14 protein-coding genes are annotated in these 17,519 nt (G+C 69.7%); 9 read left to right on the forward strand and 5 right to left on the reverse strand.

Going from position 1 to position 17,519, the window contains the following annotated elements; all coding sequences use genetic code 11:
• Positions 1-175: 175 nt before the first annotated feature.
• The 4 genes from ITJ55_RS08540 to ITJ55_RS08555 form a co-directional block, all read right to left on the reverse strand.
• Positions 176-898, reverse strand: coding sequence for an ABC transporter ATP-binding protein (locus tag ITJ55_RS08540; protein WP_194595583.1), 723 nt, complete (start codon positions 896-898; stop codon positions 176-178).
• A gap of 80 nt (positions 899-978) precedes the next feature.
• Positions 979-2,058, reverse strand: coding sequence for an ABC transporter ATP-binding protein (locus ITJ55_RS08545; protein WP_370544147.1), 1,080 nt, complete (start codon positions 2,056-2,058; stop codon positions 979-981).
• A gap of 79 nt (positions 2,059-2,137) precedes the next feature.
• Entirely contained in the window at positions 2,138-3,121 is a 984-nt protein-coding gene (locus ITJ55_RS08550) for a branched-chain amino acid ABC transporter permease (RefSeq protein ID WP_056259640.1), read from the reverse strand.
• Between the two features lie 12 nt (positions 3,122-3,133).
• Positions 3,134-4,492, reverse strand: coding sequence for a branched-chain amino acid ABC transporter permease (locus tag ITJ55_RS08555; protein WP_370544085.1), 1,359 nt, complete (start codon positions 4,490-4,492; stop codon positions 3,134-3,136).
• 360 nt (positions 4,493-4,852) lie between these two features.
• Between ITJ55_RS08555 and guaB the strand changes: the two genes are divergently transcribed.
• The 8 genes from guaB (at position 4,853) to guaA (ending at position 14,931) form a co-directional block, all read left to right on the forward strand.
• On the forward strand, positions 4,853-6,355 hold the full coding sequence (gene guaB / locus ITJ55_RS08560; RefSeq protein WP_194595009.1) for an IMP dehydrogenase: 1,503 nt from the start codon (positions 4,853-4,855) through the stop codon (positions 6,353-6,355).
• A gap of 46 nt (positions 6,356-6,401) precedes the next feature.
• Positions 6,402-7,523 carry a GuaB3 family IMP dehydrogenase-related protein gene (locus ITJ55_RS08565; RefSeq protein ID WP_194595010.1) on the forward strand — a complete coding sequence of 374 codons (1,122 nt, stop codon included), beginning with the start codon at positions 6,402-6,404 and terminating at the stop codon, positions 7,521-7,523.
• Positions 7,524-7,584: 61 nt separating this feature from the next.
• Positions 7,585-9,444: a glycerol-3-phosphate dehydrogenase/oxidase gene (locus ITJ55_RS08570; protein WP_082486686.1), complete on the forward strand. Its 1,860-nt coding sequence runs from the start codon at positions 7,585-7,587 to the stop codon at positions 9,442-9,444.
• A 266-nt stretch (positions 9,445-9,710) separates the two neighbouring features.
• Entirely contained in the window at positions 9,711-10,241 is a 531-nt protein-coding gene (locus tag ITJ55_RS08575; protein WP_043595745.1) for a cation:proton antiporter regulatory subunit, read from the forward strand.
• A 5-nt stretch (positions 10,242-10,246) separates the two neighbouring features.
• Positions 10,247-11,779, forward strand: a complete 1,533-nt coding sequence (locus ITJ55_RS08580) for a cation:proton antiporter (RefSeq protein WP_194595011.1) — start codon at positions 10,247-10,249, stop codon at positions 11,777-11,779.
• A 114-nt stretch (positions 11,780-11,893) separates the two neighbouring features.
• A complete protein-coding gene (locus ITJ55_RS08585) occupies positions 11,894-12,745 on the forward strand; it encodes an SURF1 family protein (RefSeq protein WP_056259631.1) in 852 nt (283 codons plus the stop codon).
• Between the two features lie 99 nt (positions 12,746-12,844).
• Positions 12,845-13,285 (forward strand): DUF3817 domain-containing protein, encoded by a 441-nt coding sequence (locus ITJ55_RS08590; RefSeq protein WP_056259629.1) that lies wholly within the window; start codon positions 12,845-12,847, stop codon positions 13,283-13,285.
• 92 nt (positions 13,286-13,377) lie between these two features.
• Positions 13,378-14,931 carry a glutamine-hydrolyzing GMP synthase gene (gene guaA, locus ITJ55_RS08595; protein ID WP_370544148.1) on the forward strand — a complete coding sequence of 518 codons (1,554 nt, stop codon included), beginning with the start codon at positions 13,378-13,380 and terminating at the stop codon, positions 14,929-14,931.
• Between the two features lie 436 nt (positions 14,932-15,367).
• On the opposite strand, the gene ITJ55_RS08600 is transcribed toward guaA, so the two are convergent.
• Positions 15,368-16,201, reverse strand: a complete 834-nt coding sequence (locus tag ITJ55_RS08600; RefSeq protein ID WP_194595013.1) for a Bax inhibitor-1/YccA family protein — start codon at positions 16,199-16,201, stop codon at positions 15,368-15,370.
• 275 nt (positions 16,202-16,476) lie between these two features.
• On the opposite strand from ITJ55_RS08600, the gene ITJ55_RS08605 reads away from it, so the two are divergent.
• Positions 16,477-17,469 (forward strand): glycerophosphodiester phosphodiesterase family protein, encoded by a 993-nt coding sequence (locus tag ITJ55_RS08605; RefSeq protein WP_194595014.1) that lies wholly within the window; start codon positions 16,477-16,479, stop codon positions 17,467-17,469.
• Positions 17,470-17,519: the final 50 nt, after the last annotated feature.

Below are 17,519 nucleotides of genomic sequence, written 5' to 3' on the forward strand. Positions count from 1 at the left end.
GCACCGCACCGCGTCGAGACCGGGTGTGCTGCACGAAACGCGGTGCGCAACTCCGACGCCTCGACGCACCCGACGCCCCGACGCCCCGACACCCCCCTGACCCGCCGCCGGGCGCACGCACGAGGCCCCGACCACGCCGGGGCGTGATCGGGGCCTCAGGGCGGCGCAGGGGGCGTCAGGCGCCCTCGACGTCCTTCGCCAGGGTGCCGAGGTACAGCTCGATGACCTTGGGGTCGTCGGCGAGCTCGCGGCCGGTGCCCGAGTAGGCGTTGCGGCCCTGGTCGAGCACGTAGCCGCGGTCGCAGATCTGCAGGCAGCGGCGGGCGTTCTGCTCGACCATGATCACCGAGACGCCGGCCTTGTTGATGCGACGGGTGCGGATGAACGTCTCGTCCTGGCGCACGGGCGACAGGCCGGCGGACGGCTCGTCGAGCAGCAGCACCTTCGGGTCCATCATCAGGGCGCGGGCCATGGCGACCGACTGGCGTTCGCCGCCCGAGAGCGACCCGGCGCGCTGGCCGCGACGGTCGGCGAGCACGGGGAAGAGGTCGTAGATGACCTCGAGGCGCTCGGCGAACTTCTTGGGCCGCAAGAACATGCCCATCTGCAGGTTCTCCTCGATGGTGAGCGAGGGGAACACGTTGTTGGTCTGCGGCACGAAGCCGACGCCGGCCTCGACCAGCTTGTTGGCCTTGAGGTTCGTGATGTCGGTGCCACCGAGGGTGACCGAGCCCGAGTGGATCTTGACCTGGCCGAAGAGCGCCTTGAGCAGCGTCGACTTGCCGGCGCCGTTCGGGCCGATGATGCCGATCAGCTCGCCGGGGTAGCAGACCAGGTCGCACCCGTTGAGGATGTTCACGCCCGGCAGGTAACCCGCGACGAGGTCCGTCGCGTTCATCACCGGCTCGACGCCGGCGAACTTCTCGGTGCCCGGGTGCTTGGGGGCCGTGGTGGCGCCCGCGCCGTCCTGTGCGGTGCTCATCGCTTGTCTCCGCTCTGCCGTCCGTCGGACAGCTGGTCGTCGGCCGCGTTCGTGGCCTGCGGCGTCGAGGGGTCGGGGTGGCCGGGCAGGTCGCGTCCTGCGACGCCTCCCGCGGACGAGGAGGCGCCGGTCGCCTCGGCCGCGCGCGCCGCGTCCTCGCGCGCAACCTCTTCCTCGAGCTGTTCGAGCGTGGCGTCGTCGAGCAGCGAGTCGTCGCCCAGGTCGGTGTCGTGGTGCGCGCCGAGGTAGGCGTCGATGACGGCCTGGTCGTCCATGACCGTGTCGGCCGGGCCCTCGGCCACGATGCGACCCTCGGCCATGACGATCACCCAGTCCGAGATGTGGCGGACCATGTGCATGTCGTGCTCGACGAAGAGCACCGTGGTGCCGTCGTCGCGCAGGCTCTGGATGTGCCCGAGCAGCGACTGCGTCAGCGCCGGGTTCACGCCGGCCATCGGCTCGTCGAGCATGATCATGGCCGGGTCGCTCATCAGGGCGCGGGCCATCTCGAGCAGCTTGCGCTGGCCGCCGGACAGGCTGCCGGCGAAGTCGTCCTTCTTCTCGAGCAGCTTGAACCGGGCGAGGAGGTCCTCGGCCTTCGCCTCGATCTCGCGCTCGCGCTTGCGCCAGAGCGGCGCGACGATGGCGACGAAGAAGTTCTCGCCGGGCTGGTCCTTCGCGCCGAGCAGCATGTTCTGCATGACGGTCAGGCGCGAGAGGGCCTTGGTGAGCTGGAAGGTGCGCACCATGCCCGAGCGGGCGACCTTGGCGGCGCCGACGTTGCCCATCGCCTTGCCCTCGAAGACCCATTTCGCGACTCCTGCGCCACTGCGCTTGAACGCGGTGGGGGCCGACGAGGCCTTGTCGAACCCGGTCAGCAGGTTGAAGAACGTCGTCTTGCCGGCACCGTTCGGGCCGATGAGCGCCGTGATGGCTCCGCGCTGCACCTCGACGTGCCCGACGTCGACGGCGGTCATGCCGCCGAAGCGACGCACGACGTTGTCGACCGTCAGGATGGGGTCCGGCTTCGCCGAGCCCGGGGTCTTCTCGACGGTGGCGAGCTTCGAGCGCAGCACCGTGCGGTCGTAGTCGTAGCCCTCGCGGCGGGGCCGGGTGCTGCCGCTGGGGGTGGTGCTCGTGGTGGTGCTCGAGGTGTCAGACACTGAACGCCAACTCCTTCTTCTTTCCGAGGATGCCCTGTGGCCTGAAGATGATCAGCAGCATCAGGGCGATGCCGACGAGGACGTACGAGAACTGCTCGGCCTGCTGGCCGTTCATGATGCTCGACGGGATGAAGTCGCCGGCGAGGGTGCGCACCAGCAGGCGGGTCACGAAGAACAGGATCGCTCCCAGCACCGGGCCGAAGACGGTGGCCGCGCCACCGAGCAGCAGGGCCGTCCAGATGAAGAAGGTCATCGACCGCCCCATGCTGTCCGGTTGCACCGAGCTCGGCAGCACGTAGATGATGCCGGCGAGCGACCCCATCAGCGCACCGAGCACGAGCGCCTGCATCTTGTACGAGTAGACGTTCTTGCCGAGGCTGCGGACGGCGTCCTCGTCCTCGCGGATGCCCTTGAGCACGCGGCCCCACGGGCTCCGGCTGAGCAGGAAGACCAGCAGGCAGAGCAGCGCGACGATGCTCCAGCCGACGATGCGGATCCACCAGCCGCTCACGCCGTTGTTGTCGTACGTGAACCAGAGGATGGTGGTCTGGCCGTCGGGCAACGGTGAGAGGGCGGTGAACGCCTCGCGGTACGAGGCGCCCGGGATGCCGTTCGAGCCACCGGTCGTGTCGGTCAAGATGCTCGACCGGCCGACGTACCGGATGATCTCGGCCGAACAGATCGTGACGATGGCGAGGTAGTCGCCTCGCAGCTTCAGGGTCGGCACGCCGAGGATCAGCGCGAAGACGAGCGAGCAGACCAGGGCGATGATGACGGCCAGTCCGAGCGGCAGGCCGTTGCTGATCGAGATGGCGAAGCCGTAGGCACCGAGTAGCAGGAAGGCCGCCTGGCCCATGTTGATCAGGCCGGTGAAGCCGAAATGGATGTTGAGGCCGATCGCCGCGATGGCGAAGGCGGCCGTCGTGGGCGCGAGTGCCTCGGCGCTCAGCGCCCGCAGGAGTTCGATGAAGTACATGGTCGTTGCCCCTTAGCCCACTCGTTCTTTTCGACCGAAGATGCCCTGTGGCCTGAACACGAGGATCAGGATCAGGATCAGCAGGGCCGTCGCGTACTTGAAGTCGCCGGGCAGCCAGATGTTGGTCAGCTCGACGACGATGCCGATGATCAGCGAGCCGACGAGGGCTCCGAAGGCGGTGCCGAGCCCGCCCAGCGTGACGGCGGCGAAGATCAGCAGCAGGATCTGCAGGCCGGTCATCCAGTTGACGCCGTTGAGCACGAGGCCGAGCATCACGCCCGACAGGCCGGCGAGGCCGGCGGCCAGCGTCCAGACCAGGCGGATGATGCGGTCGACGTCGATGCCCGACGCCGCGGCCAGGGCCGGGTTGTCCGAGACCGCGCGGGTGGCACGGCCGGTGCGGGTCTTCAGCAGGAACAGCCCGGTGCCGACGAGCACGACGACCGAGATGGCCATGGCCACGTACGACTGCACCGTCAGCGTGATGCCGAGGAAGGTCACGGTCGACGGGTTGTCGCGGTCGATGCGGACGGTGCCGGCGCCGTAGAAGTACTGGAACGCGTACTGCAGCGCGATCGAGAGGCCGATGGTGACGATCATGAGCTGCGTCAGGCTGAGCCGCCGCTTGCGCAGGGGCTTCCAGATGGCGAGGTCCTGCAGGTAGCCGGTCGCGGCGCAGATGACGGTGCTGAGCACGGCGGCGAGGATCAGCGGCACCCCGATCGAGGTGAACGAGTACGCCAGCAGACCACCGAGGGTCACCTGCTCACCGTGCGAGAAGCTGCTGAGACCGGTCGTGCCGTAGATGAGCGACAGGCCGATGGCGGCCAGAGCGAGCAGCAGGCCGAGGCGGATGCCCGAGGCGAACTGCTGGGCGAAGCGGTCCCAGTTGAAGCTCGAGGCGGTGGCGTCGCCGGTGACGGCGCCCTCCTCGGCGGTCAGGGCGAACAGCGCGCTCGCCGAGGCCCCGAGGTTGACGTTCACGGTGCGCTCGGCGTTGTCGGCGTTGACCAAGAACTGGCCGTCGGGCAGCGACTCGGTGTCGACCGTGACGCTGTAGGGGCCGGCCTCGGTCACGGCGATGGTCCACCGGCCGGTGTCGTCGGTCGTGCCCGTCTCCTCGAAGTCGCTCGCCCCGGTCGCCACGACGTCGACTCCCACGGCGGGCTCACCCTCGCTGTCGCGGATGGTGCCCTGGATGCAGCCGGTCGTGGGGCTGGTGACACAGGCGGCCTGCGCGGCCTGGGCCGACGTGGGGGCGACGGTCGCGGCGGCGAACGTGGCCATGAGCCCGAGCAGCACGGCGGAGGCCGTCACGATCAGGGACTGCCGCAGCCGGGGCCGCGACGCGATGGTCGTCGAGAGTCTCACAAAACCTCCTGGTGGGAAGCGCCCCGTCGAGATTCGGGCGGTCTCGTTCTGCTCCCGGGGCGTCGTCGTCGCTGACAGTAACTCCGCCGTGTGTCGAGCATGTTTCAGGTGCAAGACGGAGTGGAGTCGGTACAGAATCCCCCATCGCGAGCGAGAATCACGAATCTTCCGTGTGTCGGATCGATAACGGTGCCGGTTCGTTGCGTGCGCCGGGGGTCGCACCGCGCCTCCTCACCGCCCCGGCGGGACGCCGGAGGCAGGAATGCAGGAGGCGCGGGCTGGGTTAATATCGACTACCGGACTCGACGGCGAACCGGTGCCAACCCACCCACCCTCATCTCGCTCCTTCGAAGGGGACTCATGGACCAGCCGGACCCGTTCGGATTCATCGGACTCACCTACGACGACGTCATGCTGCTGCCGGGCCGCACCGACGTCATCCCCAGCGAGACCGACACCTCGTCGCAGCTCACCAAGCGCATCCGGGTCGCGGTGCCCCTGCTCTCGGCCGCGATGGACACCGTCACCGAGTCGCGCATGGCCATCGCCATGGCGCGCCAGGGCGGCATCGGCATCATCCACCGCAACCTCTCGATCGCCGACCAGGCCGCGCACGTCGACAAGGTCAAGCGCAGCGAGTCCGGCATGATCACCAACCCCGTCACGACGACGCCCGACGCCACGGTGGCCGAGGTCGACGCCCTGTGCGGGCAGTTCCGCGTCTCGGGCCTGCCGGTCGTCGAAGGCGACGGCACCCTCGTCGGCATCATCACCAACCGCGACATGCGCTTCGTGTCGCCGTTCGAGATGTCGACCACGCTCGTCCGCGACGTCATGACGAAGGCGCCGCTGATCACCGCGCCCGAGGGCGTCGACCCCGACTCGGCGATCGCCATCTTCGCCCAGCACAAGATCGAGAAGCTGCCCCTGGTCGACGAGGCCGGTCACCTGCGCGGCCTCATCACCGTCAAGGACTTCGACAAGAGCGAGAAGTACCCCGACGCCACCAAGGACGACGAGGGCCGCCTTCGGGTCGGCGCCGCGATCGGCTTCTTCGGCGATGCGTGGGAGCGCGCCTGCGCCCTCCGCGACGCCGGCGTCGACGTGCTCGTCGTCGACACCGCCAACGGCGAGAGTTCGGGCGAGCTCGACATGATCCGCCGCATCAAGGCCGACCCGAGCTTCGCGCACGTCGACGTGATCGGCGGCAACGTCGCCACCCGCAGCGGTGCGCAGGCGCTCGTCGACGCCGGTGCCGACGCCATCAAGGTCGGCGTGGGCCCTGGCTCGATCTGCACCACCCGCGTGGTCGCCGGCGTGGGCGTGCCCCAGGTGACCGCGGTCTACGAGGCGTCGCTGGCGGCCCGAGAGGCAGGCGTGCCGGTCATCGCCGACGGCGGGTTGCAGTACTCGGGCGACATCGCGAAGGCCCTCGTGGCCGGCGCCGACACCGTCATGCTCGGCTCGCTGCTCGCGGGCTGCGACGAGAGCCCGGGCGACCTGGTCTTCGTGAACGGCAAGCAGTTCAAAAACTACCGCGGCATGGGGTCGCTCGGTGCGATGCAGACCCGGGGCAAGAACACCTCGTACTCGAAGGACCGCTACTTCCAGGCCGACGTCCCGAGCGACGACAAGCTCATCCCCGAGGGCGTCGAGGGCCAGGTGCCCTACCGTGGCGCGCTGAACAACGTGGTGTACCAGCTCAGCGGCGGACTCCGTCAGTCGATGTTCTACGTCGGCGGACGCACCGTGGCCGAGCTCAAGGCGAACGGCAAGTTCGTCCGCATCACCGCGGCCGGCCTGAAAGAGAGCCACCCGCACGACCTGCAGATGGTCGTCGAGGCCCCCAACTACCGCCGCTGATCCACCGGGCCGGGGGTGCGACCCCCGGCTCCGGTAGGGTGGCACGGTGACTGAGGTAGAGATCGGCGTCTCCAAGCGAGCCCGCCGCGCGTACGCGTTCGACGACATCGCCATCGTTCCGAGCCGGCGCACGCGCGACCCCCGAGACGTCTCGGTCGGCTGGTCGATCGACGCGTTCCAGTTCGAGTCGCCGGTCATCGCCGCGCCGATGGACTCCGTCGTCAGCCCGGCCACGGCCATCCGCATCGGTCAGCTCGGCGGCCTCGGCGTCCTCGACCTCGAAGGCGTGTGGACGCGCTACGACGACCCCGAAGAGGTCCTGGCCGAGATCCGCGAGCTCTCCGACGACGACTCGGTCGCCCGCATGCAAGAGATCTACAGCGAGCCGATCAAGCCCGAGCTGGTGCGCGACCGCCTCGCCGAGATCCGCGCGGCCGGCGTCACCGTCGCCGGCGCCCTCAGCCCCCAGCGCACCCAAGACCTGTACCAGACGGTCGTCGACGCCGGCGTCGACCTCTTCGTCATCCGCGGCACGACGGTCAGCGCCGAGCACGTCTCGAAGAGCAGCGAGCCGCTGAACCTCAAGAAGTTCATCTACGAGCTCGACGTCCCGGTCATCGTCGGTGGCGCCTCGACCTACACCGCCGCCCTGCACCTGATGCGCACGGGTGCCGCGGGCGTCCTCGTCGGGTTCGGGGGCGGCGCCGCCAGCACGACCCGCGCCTCCTTGGGCATCCACGCCCCGATGGCGAGCGCCGTGGCCGACGTCGCCGGCGCGCGCCGTGACTACCTCGACGAGTCGGGCGGGCGCTACGTGCACGTCATCGCCGACGGGGGCCTCGGCACCTCGGGCGACCTGGTCAAGGCGATCGCCTGCGGTGCCGACGCCGTCATGCTCGGTGCGGCGCTGGCCCGGGCCGACGACGTGCCTGGCGGTGGCTACCACTGGGGCGCCGAGGCGCACCACCCCGAGCTGCCCCGCGGTCGCCGCATGCAGGTCGGCACCATCGGCTCGCTCGAGAAGATCCTCTACGGCCCGGCCACGACGGTCGACGGCACGTCGAACATCATGGGGGCCCTGCGGCGCTCGATGGCGACCACGGGCTACAGCGACCTGAAAGAGTTTCAGCGGGTCGAAGTGGTTGTGGCCCCCTACCAGCCCCACTAGCGTTTGATGAGGTGGTCCGGTCGAGAGGCCGGGCCGACCGAATCCAACGATGGAGGCTCGCATGGCCAAGTCCGCGTCCGTTTCGCTCTCCTCGAAGCTCGGCCCCGACGAACGGGCCGCAGCAGTCGAGGCGTTGAAGACGAAAGAACTCGACATCCTCGTCATCGGCGGTGGCATCGTCGGGGCGGGGTCCGCGCTCGATGCCGTGACCCGCGGGTTGAGCGTCGGCATCGTCGAGGCGCGCGACTGGGGTTCGGGCACGTCGAGCCGCTCGTCGAAGCTCGTCCACGGCGGCATCCGCTACCTCGAGCAGCTGAACTTCCGGCTCGTCCGCGAGGCCCTCATCGAACGCGGTCTGCTGCTGCAGCGCCTCGCGCCGCACCTGGTCAAGCCCGTGCGGTTCCTCTACCCGCTGAGCAAGCCGGTCTACGAGCGCTTCTACATCGGCGCCGGCATGGCGCTGTACGACATCTTCAGCTGGACCGGTGGCCGACCGCCCGGCGTGCCCCACCACCGCCACCTCAGCAAGACGCAGGTGCTGCGCGCGATCCCGAGCCTGTCGAAGGACGCCGTCGTCGGTGGCCTCACCTACTACGACGCCCAGGTCGACGACGCCCGCTACGTGTCGTCGCTCGTGCGCACCGCGTCGAGCTACGGCGCCCACGCCGCGAGCCGCATCCGCGTCGAGGGCTTCGTCAAGGTCGGCGAGCGGGTCGTCGGCGTGAAGGCCCACGACTACCAGACCGGCGAGCACTTCGAGATCCGGGCGAAGCAGGTCGTCAACGCGACCGGCGTCTGGACCGACGACACCCAGGCCATGGTCGGCGAGCGGGGCCAGTTCAAGGTGCGGGCGTCGAAGGGCGTGCACCTGGTGGTGCCGCGCGACCGCATCCACTCCGACATGGGCATGATCTTCCGCACCGAGAAGAGCGTGCTGTTCGTCATCCCGTGGGGCCGCCACTGGTTGGTCGGCACGACCGACACCGACTGGGACCTCGACAAGGCCCACCCTGCCGCCACCGCGGCCGACATCGACTACATCCTCGAGCACGTCAACAAGGTCATGGCGGTGCCCCTCACGCGGGCCGACGTCGAGGGCGTCTACGCCGGCCTCCGTCCGCTGCTCGCCGGTGAGAGCGACCAGACGTCGAAGCTCTCGCGCGAGCACATCGTCGCGCACACCGTGCCGGGGCTCGTCGTCGTCGCGGGCGGCAAGTGGACCACCTACCGGGTCATGGCCGAGGACGCCATCGACGAGGCGGTCGCGGCCCTCGACGGTCGCACGCCCGAGAGCACGACGATGGAGATCCCGCTTCTCGGCGCCGAGGGCTACCACGCGGCGTGGAACAAGCGCGGCAAGATCGCCAAGGCGTTCGGCGTGCACAAGGTGCGCATCGAGCACCTGCTGAACCGTTACGGCACGCTGACCGACGAGGTGCTCGACCTCATCCGCGACGACCCCTCGCTCGCCGAGCCGTTGCCCGGGGCCGACGACTACATCCGGGCCGAGGTCGTGTACGCCGCCAGCCACGAGAGCGCCCTGCACCTCGAAGACGTGCTGGCCCGCCGCACCCGCATCTCGATCGAGGCCTGGGACCGCGGCGAGTCCGCTGCCCCGGTCGCCGCCAAGCTCATGGCCGACGTGCTCGGCTGGAGCGACGACGAGGCCGAGGCCGAGGTCGCGAACTACCTCAAGCGCGTCGCGGCCGAGCGGGCCAGCCAGCTCGAGCCCGACGACGAGTCGGCCGACCGCGTGCGCCTCGAGGCGCCCGACATCACCTTCGGCTTCGACGAGGACGACATGGTCGTCGCGGGGGCCGACCAAGGAGGCGCGCCCAAGCCGGGCGAGAAGGTCACCGAGCCGGCGGGCACGCCGGGCGACGACACGTCGGCGAGCAGCCCGGGCGGTCGCCAGGGCTGACGCCGGGTCGCTCACGCGACCACCCGCAGGAGGCGCGGTGCCGGTTCGACCAGCACCGCGCCTCCCGCGGTGGAGCTGAAGGGATCGCGAGGCGATCCGCGACCCCGGCGCCGAGGGAGCCGGCGACCGAGGGTCGGCGTCGGTGGTGCGAGTCGGGAACAACGGGCCGTCGCGAGAGGTTCTCCCCCTCGTGAGCAGCCCGGCTGCCGCGGCCGACCCCGCCGCTAAGCTGAGACGACTGCCCCCGAGTCCACTGGAGACGAACCATGGTTGACGTGCGTCGAGTCAAGCTCCCCGGCGTGGGTGTGCTGCACACCTTCATCACCGACGACGGCGGCAAGTGCGGTGTCATCACGCACCGCTCGGGTCACAGCGACCTCATCACGTTCAGCGACGACGTCGACGGCGACCACGTCAAGAAGGTCTCGCTGCGCCTCAGCGAAGACGAGGCGCACACGCTCGCCGAGCTGCTCGGCGGCACGCGCATCACCGAATCGCTGTCGGCACTCGACCAGATCCCCGGCCTCAGCATCGACTGGTTCACGGTCGACTACGACGACCACATCGCCGGCCAGCCGCTCGGCGACCTCGGCGCCAAGGGCGTCGTGGGCCTCACGGTGGTCGCCGTGGTCCGTGGTGACGCCGCCAACCCCGCCCCGTCGGGCGACTTCAAGGTGTTCCCCGGCGACACGCTCGTCGTGGCCGGTTCGCCCGAGAAGGTCGCCAAGGCGTTCTCGTTCTACCGCACCGGCGAACTGAAGCACCGCTCGCCGGTCGACGCGCCGCCCGGGGGCTAGGCCCGATGCACCTGGGTGAAGAGCTGATCGTCCTCGGCATCCTGCTGCTGATCGCCTACGTGCTCGGTCGTGCCGGCAAGCTGATCGGGCTGCCGTCGATCCCGATCTACATGATCGTCGGCCTGCTCGCCAGCACGAACACGGGCTGGTTCCCGCTCAGCTTCGAGTCCGACAACATCGAGCTGATCGCGATCTTCGGGCTGATCCTGTTGCTGTTCAACCTCGGGCTCGAGTTCGACCAGGACGAGTTCTTCTCGAACGCCGGGCGTCTGATCGTCTCGGGCGGCAGCTACATCGCCATCAACATGGGCGTCGGGCTGGTCTTCGGCTTCATGCTGGGCTGGGGCACGCGCGAGGCGCTGATCATCGCCGGCATGACGGCGACGTCGTCGAGCGCCATCGTCACCAAGCTGCTGATCGAGCTGAACCGCCTGGCCAACCGCGAGACGCCGATGATCCTCGGCGTCACGGTCGTCGAAGACATCTTCATCGCCATCTACCTCGCGATCGTCTCGGTCGTCCTCAGCGGCGAGACCGACCCCGGGCCGGTGATCCTGAAGCTCGGCATCGCCTTCGCGTTCCTCGTCGCGATGTTCGGCGTGGCCCGGTGGGGTGGTCGGGTCGTGTCGAGGCTCATGCGCACCCGTGACGACGAACTCTTCACGGTGCTGTTCTTCGGCCTCGCCGTGCTCTTCGCCGGCCTCGGCGAGGTGCTCGGCGTCACCGACGCGATCGGCGCCTTCCTCATCGGCCTGATCATCGGGGCGACGAAGTTCCGCAACCGGGTCGAGCAGTTCGCCCTGCCCATGCGCGACGTCTTCGGGGCGTTCTTCTTCCTGAACTTCGGCCTCGGGCTGAACCCCGCGCTCTTCCCGAGCGTGCTCGGGCCGGTCGCGATCGCGGTCGGCATGACGGTGCTGCTCAACGTCGGCGCGGGCCAGTTCGTCGCCTGGCTCAACAAGCTGGGGCCGCAGGCGGGCATCAACACCACGGTCATCCTGGTCAACCGGGGCGAGTTCGCGTTGATCCTCGCGACGCTCTCGGCCGGAGCAGGGCTCGACGAACGGTTGCAGCCTTTCGCCGGGCTCTACGTGCTCATCATGGCCGTGCTCGGGCCCGTCCTCGCGTCCAACAGCGAGCGCATCGGGTCCGTGCTGCTGCGGTCGCGCAAGAAGGCCGAGCGGGCCGAGGCCGAGGCGCGCCGCCTCGAACGCGAGGCGCGCAGCGGCGACGAGATCGCCCTGATGGAAGCCGCGCTCGCGGGTGACGACCTCGACCAGACCGAGGTCACCGAGGACGACGACGAGCGCGAGACCGAGCGGGTGCGCGCGGGCGCGGCGCGGGCCGCCGCCGGGCGGCCCGGCTCGACGCGCGCGGGACGCGAGGGTGACGCGGACGGCGACGGCGACGACGGCGACGGCGACGACGATCTGGACGACCTCGACGCGATGGACGCCGACGAGGCCCGGCTCTGGGCCGAGCAGGCCGGCCAGCAGAGCGACCAGCGGGCGGCGCGCCAGCGCGACCCCGAGTACTGAGACCCGGCCCCGTCCGCTCGTCGACCCGATCCGATCGTAGCTAGCTGCGTTCGACGTCTCGATCCGCTCGACGTCCCAGCGAGCTCGTCGACGACGAGAGGTACGATCACCGACGTGACCCAGACCGAGCAGCGCCCCGCCCTCCTCGGAGTCGACGGCGATCCGCTGCCCGAGACGATGTGGCAGGTCGCCCGCCGCCCGCGGTGGATCGCCCTGCTCGGGCTCGCGCTCGTGGTCGCCGCGATCTTCGCCTGGCTCGGCCACTGGCAGATCGAGCGCAGCGTCGAGAGCGTGCAGGTGGTCAACCCCGAGACCGAGACCACCAAGGTGCTCTCGTCGGTGGCCACGCCGCAGACTCCGTTCGCCGACTCGCTCGGTGCCCAGCGGGTGTCGGTCACGGGTGAGTTCGACCCCGACGACTTCGCCGTCGTCGGCGACCGGGTCAACGGTGGCGAGACCGGCTACTGGCTGATCGGTCGCTTCGTCGACGACGCGAACGGCGCCTCGCTGCCGGTGGGCCTCGGCTGGTCGGCCACGCGAGACGGGGCCGAGGCCGCCGAGTCCGCGGTCGCCGCCACGTCGACCGTCACGGTCGAGGGCCGGTACTTCCCGTCCGAGTCGCCGACCGAGAGCGACTTCGAGAGCGGTGCGCAGACCGTCGTCTCGGTGGCGGCCCTGATCAACGAGTGGCCCGGCTTCGACGGCCAGGTCTACGGCGGCTACGTCGTCTCCGACGACGCGCCCCGGTCGCTCGACGCCATCGACTCGGCGCCTCCCGCCTCCGACGTCCAGTTCAACTGGCTCAACGTCTTCTACGCGATCGAGTGGGTCGTCTTCGCCGGCTTCGCCGTCTTCCTGTGGTTCCGACTCGTGCGCGACGCCTTCGAGCGCGAGCACGAAGAGGCCGAGGAGGCGCGGGCCGAGGCGGACGCGCGCGGCGCGACTCAGCCGACCCGCGCCTCCTGACCCCGCCGCGTCGAGGTCTAGGTCGGGCGGTGCGCGGCGTCCCTCGACGTCGACAGGTGCCGTCGTGGTGCGTCGGTGGGCGCGGCTAGAATCGAGCCCATGCCTCTCAAGCCCCGGCAACGCGACATCCCGAAGATCCCGGGTGCCGTCAGGTTCTACAAGATCTCGGCGTACGTCACCGGCGTCATGCTGTTGCTGCTCATCTTCGAGATGCTCTTCAAGTACACGCCGCTGCAGCTCGAGATGCAGCTCGGCGGTCAGGGCGGGTTCCTCGTGCCGGTCGACTCGACCACCGGCTTCAACCTGTCGACCGCGATCCTCATCGCGCACGGCTGGCTCTACGTCGTCTACCTCTTCGCCGACTTCCGCCTCTGGAGCCTCATGAGGTGGCCGTTCTCGCGGTTCTTCCTCATCGCGCTCGGCGGCGTCGTGCCCCTGCTCTCGTTCTTCGTCGAGAGCCACATGACCAAGCTCGCGACGCGGCAGTACGACGCGCTGACCGCCGAGACCACCCCCACGACCGAGGGAGCCCCCGCGTGACCGACGCACCCGAGACCGCCGAGGCGTCGGCGACGACCGCCGCCACGGCCCCCGCACCGGCAGAGCGTGCCCCCGAGACCGCTCAGAGCCCCGTGCTCGTGGTCGACTTCGGCGCCCAGTACGCGCAGCTGATCGCCCGCCGCGTGCGCGAGGCCAACGTCTACAGCGAGATCGTGCCGCACACGATCACCGCGGCCGAGATCGCCGAGAAGAACCCTGTGGGCATCGTGCTGAGCGGTGGGCCGTCGAGCGTCTACGAAGAGGGCGCGCCGAGCATCGACGCGGGCATCTTCGACCTCGACATCCCCGTGCTGGGCATCTGCTACGGCTTCCAGGCGATGGCCAAGGCGCTGGGCGGCGAGGTCTCGCAGACCGGTCAGCGCGAGTACGGCGCGACCGACGTCACGCTCGCCGAGGGCGACAGCACCCTGCTGTCGGGCCAGCCGTCCTCGCAGACGACGTGGATGAGCCACGGCGACTCGGTGTCGAAGGCCCCCGAGGGCTTCGACGTGCTGGCGTCGAGCGCCTCGACTCCCGTCGCCGCGTTCTCGAGCGACGCCCGCAAGCTCTACGGCGTGCAGTGGCACCCCGAGGTCAAGCACTCGTCGTTCGGCCAGGCCGTGCTCGAGAACTTCCTGCACCGTGCCGCCGGCATCCCCGCCGACTGGAACAGCGGCAACGTCATCGCCGAGCAGGTCGCGCGCATCCGCGAGCAGGTCGGTGACGCCCGCGTCATCTGCGGCCTCTCGGGCGGCGTCGACTCGGCCGTCGCGGCGGCGATCGTGCACGAGGCCGTCGGCGACCAGCTGATCTGCGTCTTCGTCGACCACGGCCTGTTGCGCGCCGACGAGCGTCGCCAGGTCGAAGAGGACTACGTCGCCTCGACCGGCGTGCGGCTCGTCACGATCGACGCCGAGCAGCAGTTCCTCGACGCCCTCGCCGGGGTCACCGACCCCGAGCAGAAGCGCAAGATCATCGGCCGCGAGTTCATCCGCAGCTTCGAGGCGGCCGCCGAGGCCCTCGTGCTCGAGGCCGCGGCCGAGGGCGACTCGGCGGTGAAGTTCCTCGTGCAGGGCACGCTCTACCCCGACGTCGTCGAGAGCGGTGGCGGCACGGGCACGGCGAACATCAAGAGCCACCACAACGTAGGCGGCCTGCCCGAAGACCTGCAGTTCGAGCTCGTCGAGCCGCTGCGCACCCTCTTCAAAGACGAGGTCCGTGCCATCGGCCGCGAGCTCGGTCTGCCCGAGGTCATCGTGGGTCGCCAGCCCTTCCCCGGCCCCGGGCTCGGCATCCGCATCGTGGGCGAGGTCACGCACGAGCGTCTCGAGCTGCTGCGTGCGGCCGACGCGATCGCGCGTGCCGAGCTGACGGCCGCCGGGCTCGACGACGAGATCTGGCAGTGCCCCGTGGTGCTGCTCGCCGACGTCCGCTCGGTCGGCGTGCAGGGCGACGGTCGCACCTACGGTCACCCGATCGTGCTGCGCCCGGTGTCGTCCGAAGACGCGATGACCGCCGACTGGACGCGCCTGCCGTACGACGTGCTGGCCCGCATCTCGAACCGCATCACGAACGAGGTGGACGGCGTCAACCGCGTCGTGCTCGACGTCACCTCGAAGCCCCCGGGAACGATCGAATGGGAGTGACGCGGAGCGTCACTCTGGCGGCGCTCTGCGCCGTCAGTGCCCACCAGTAGCGGCGAACGTGGAGTGAGGGAGACCTCCCGCGAAGCGCAATGATCAGGCCGTTTTCGGTGCGGAGCGCCGAGGCCTGATCATTCCGGGGGAGCCTGCGACCCCGGTGCCCACCAGTAGCCGCGAACGTGGAGTGAGGGAGACCTCCCGCGAAGCGCAGTGACGCGAAGCCCCCTCCGGCAGACATCTGCCCGAGGGGGTTTCGTCGTTCCTGGATCTCTCCGTCGTTCCTGGCCGGTCGTGGTTCCGCGAGTGGGCAGAACATGCTCCTCATCCGCCCGTCATCAACACCTTCTGCCCACCCGACCGACGGCCCACACGCGGAAGCGGGGCCCGTCCCTCTCGGAACGAGCCCCGCTTCGGGGTGGTGCTGGTGGCGCCGTGGTGACTAGTCGCTGCCTCGCAGGATGGCGAGCATGCGCAGGATCTCGACGTAGAGCCAGATGACGGTCATGACGATGCCGAAGGCCGCCGACCACGCGTAGATGCGGGGAGCGCCGCGCTCGACGCCGGTCTTGACCTGGTCGAAGTCGAGGACGAGCGAGTACGCGGCCATGATCACGACGAGGATGCCGAGGATGAAACCGAGCGGGATGCCCGCGATCTCCATGCCGCGGAGGCCCCAGGGGTTGGTGTTCGCACCGAAGACCATCAGGCCCAGGTTGAGCAGCGAGAAGACGCCGTAGCCGATCATCGCGATCATGAAGATCTTGGTGGCCTTGGCCGAGGCGCGGATCTTGCCGCTCTTGAAGAGCAGCAGGGTCGTGACGAACACGGCCACGGTGCCGATCAGGGCCTGGGTGACGATGCCGTCCCACTGCGCCTCGAAGATGGCCGAGATGCCACCGACGAACAGGCCCTGCGCGGCCGAGTAGGCCAGCACGAGACCGGGCGACGGCTTCTTCTTGAAGATGTTGACGAGCGCGAGCACGAAGCCGACGATGGCGCCGACGAAGGCGAGGGCCGGGACGAACCAGCCCACGGCGGCGAAGACGAGGACGACGCCGAAGGCGAGCAACGTCTTCGAGATCGTGTCTTCGTACGTCATGCGGTCGGTCTGCGTGGGGCCGGCGGCGGGCTGCGAGTAGAGCTGCTGCAGCTGCTCGGCCGTCATGCCGTTGTACTCGACCGGCTGGGCTGCGCCCTGCTGCTGACGGATGACGGGCCCGCCGTTCTTCGAGAAGGCCGGCGACTGACTGAAGCCGGGATTCGAGAATGCCAAGGGATTCCTCTTCTTGATCGCTAGGGATGTGTGGACCGCCCGCGCAGGTGCACGAGGGCTGTTCCGTACACATGAGGCTAACCGCGCCGTGCAACGAATGGCTGAAGATCTGCCTGATGAGAGCCGCATTCTCGCAGGGCGAACATGCATGGCGTGCAGTCTTTTGCGTCTGCGGTGGGTGCGACGCCTCGTCCCCAGGGGCCGCGCCTCCTCTGCCGTCCACCAGGAGCCGCCCGGCTCGGGTCGCGCACGGACGAGCGGGTTAGCGTGACCGGGTGTCCACCTCGCCTCTCGTCATCGCCCACCGCGGCGCCAGCGGCCACCGTCCCGAGCACGGCGACGACGCCTACCGGCTCGCCATCGAGCTCGGGGCTGACGCCATCGAGCCCGACCTGGTCGCGTCGAGCGACGGCGTGCTCGTGCTGCGGCACGAGAACGAGATCTCGGGCACGACCGACGTCGCCGACCACGACGAGTTCCGGCACCGTCGCACCACCAAGACCATCGACGGCACCACGGTCACGGGCTGGTTCACCGAGGACTTCACCTGGGACGAGCTCAGCACCCTGCGCATCCGCGAGCGGCTGCCCGAGCTGCGGCCCGAGAGCGCGGCGCACGACGGCGAGGGGCGCATCCAGCGGCTGGGTGACCTGCTCGACCTGCTCGACGCCGCCGATCGGCCGGTCGGGCTCGTCGCCGAGGTCAAGCACGCGACCTACTTCGACTCGATCGGGCTGCCGCTGGGCGAGCTGCTCGCCGACGAGCTGCGGCAGCGGCGGTGGGTCGACGACCCCCGGTTGACCATCGAGTCGTTCGAACAGACCGTGCTCGGTCGGCTCGCCGACCAGCGACTCGGGGCCCGGCTCGTCTACCTGCTCGAGAAGGCCGGGACGGCAGCCGACCTCGTCGCGGCGGGTCGCACCTCCGTGGGGTACCGCGACCAGCTGCACGCCGAGTCGCTCGAGTCGTTCGTCGACGCCGGGTTGCACGGCGTCAGCCTCGACAAGCACACGCTGGTCGACGCCCGCGGGGCGACCGACGGCCGGGTCGTCGACCGGGCGCACGCGGCCGGGCTCGACGTCTTCACCTGGACGCTCCGGGCCGAGAACGCCTTCTTGGCCAAGGCCAACCGCGGCCCCGGCGGCAAGGCCGCCTTCGGCGACTGGCGCACCGAGTTCACGTCGCTCATGGCGCTCGGCGTCGACGGCGTCTTCGCCGACCAGCCCGAGCTCGCCGAGGAGGCGCGGGTCGCCTTCGCGTCCCGCTGACCCCGCACGATGCCGCCCGTGGCCGTGGCCGACCTGCACCCCCTCACGAT

Source organism: Frigoribacterium sp. VKM Ac-1396 (genome assembly GCF_015350895.1).
Taxonomy (GTDB): Bacteria; Actinomycetota; Actinomycetes; order Actinomycetales; family Microbacteriaceae; genus Frigoribacterium.

Bases quoted from the DNA above. Each gene is read 5' to 3' on its own strand.
- ITJ55_RS08540 (WP_194595583.1), bottom strand. From the start codon at position 898: ATGAACGCGACGGACCTCGTCGCGGGTTACCTGCCGGGCGTGAACATC.
- ITJ55_RS08550 (WP_056259640.1), bottom strand. From the start codon at position 3,121: ATGTACTTCATCGAACTCCTGCGGGCGCTGAGCGCCGAGGCACTCGCG.
- guaB (WP_194595009.1), top strand. From the start codon at position 4,853: ATGGACCAGCCGGACCCGTTCGGATTCATCGGACTCACCTACGACGAC.
- ITJ55_RS08570 (WP_082486686.1), top strand. From the start codon at position 7,585: ATGGCCAAGTCCGCGTCCGTTTCGCTCTCCTCGAAGCTCGGCCCCGAC.
- ITJ55_RS08575 (WP_043595745.1), top strand. From the start codon at position 9,711: ATGGTTGACGTGCGTCGAGTCAAGCTCCCCGGCGTGGGTGTGCTGCAC.
- ITJ55_RS08580 (WP_194595011.1), top strand. From the start codon at position 10,247: ATGCACCTGGGTGAAGAGCTGATCGTCCTCGGCATCCTGCTGCTGATC.
- ITJ55_RS08590 (WP_056259629.1), top strand. From the start codon at position 12,845: ATGCCTCTCAAGCCCCGGCAACGCGACATCCCGAAGATCCCGGGTGCC.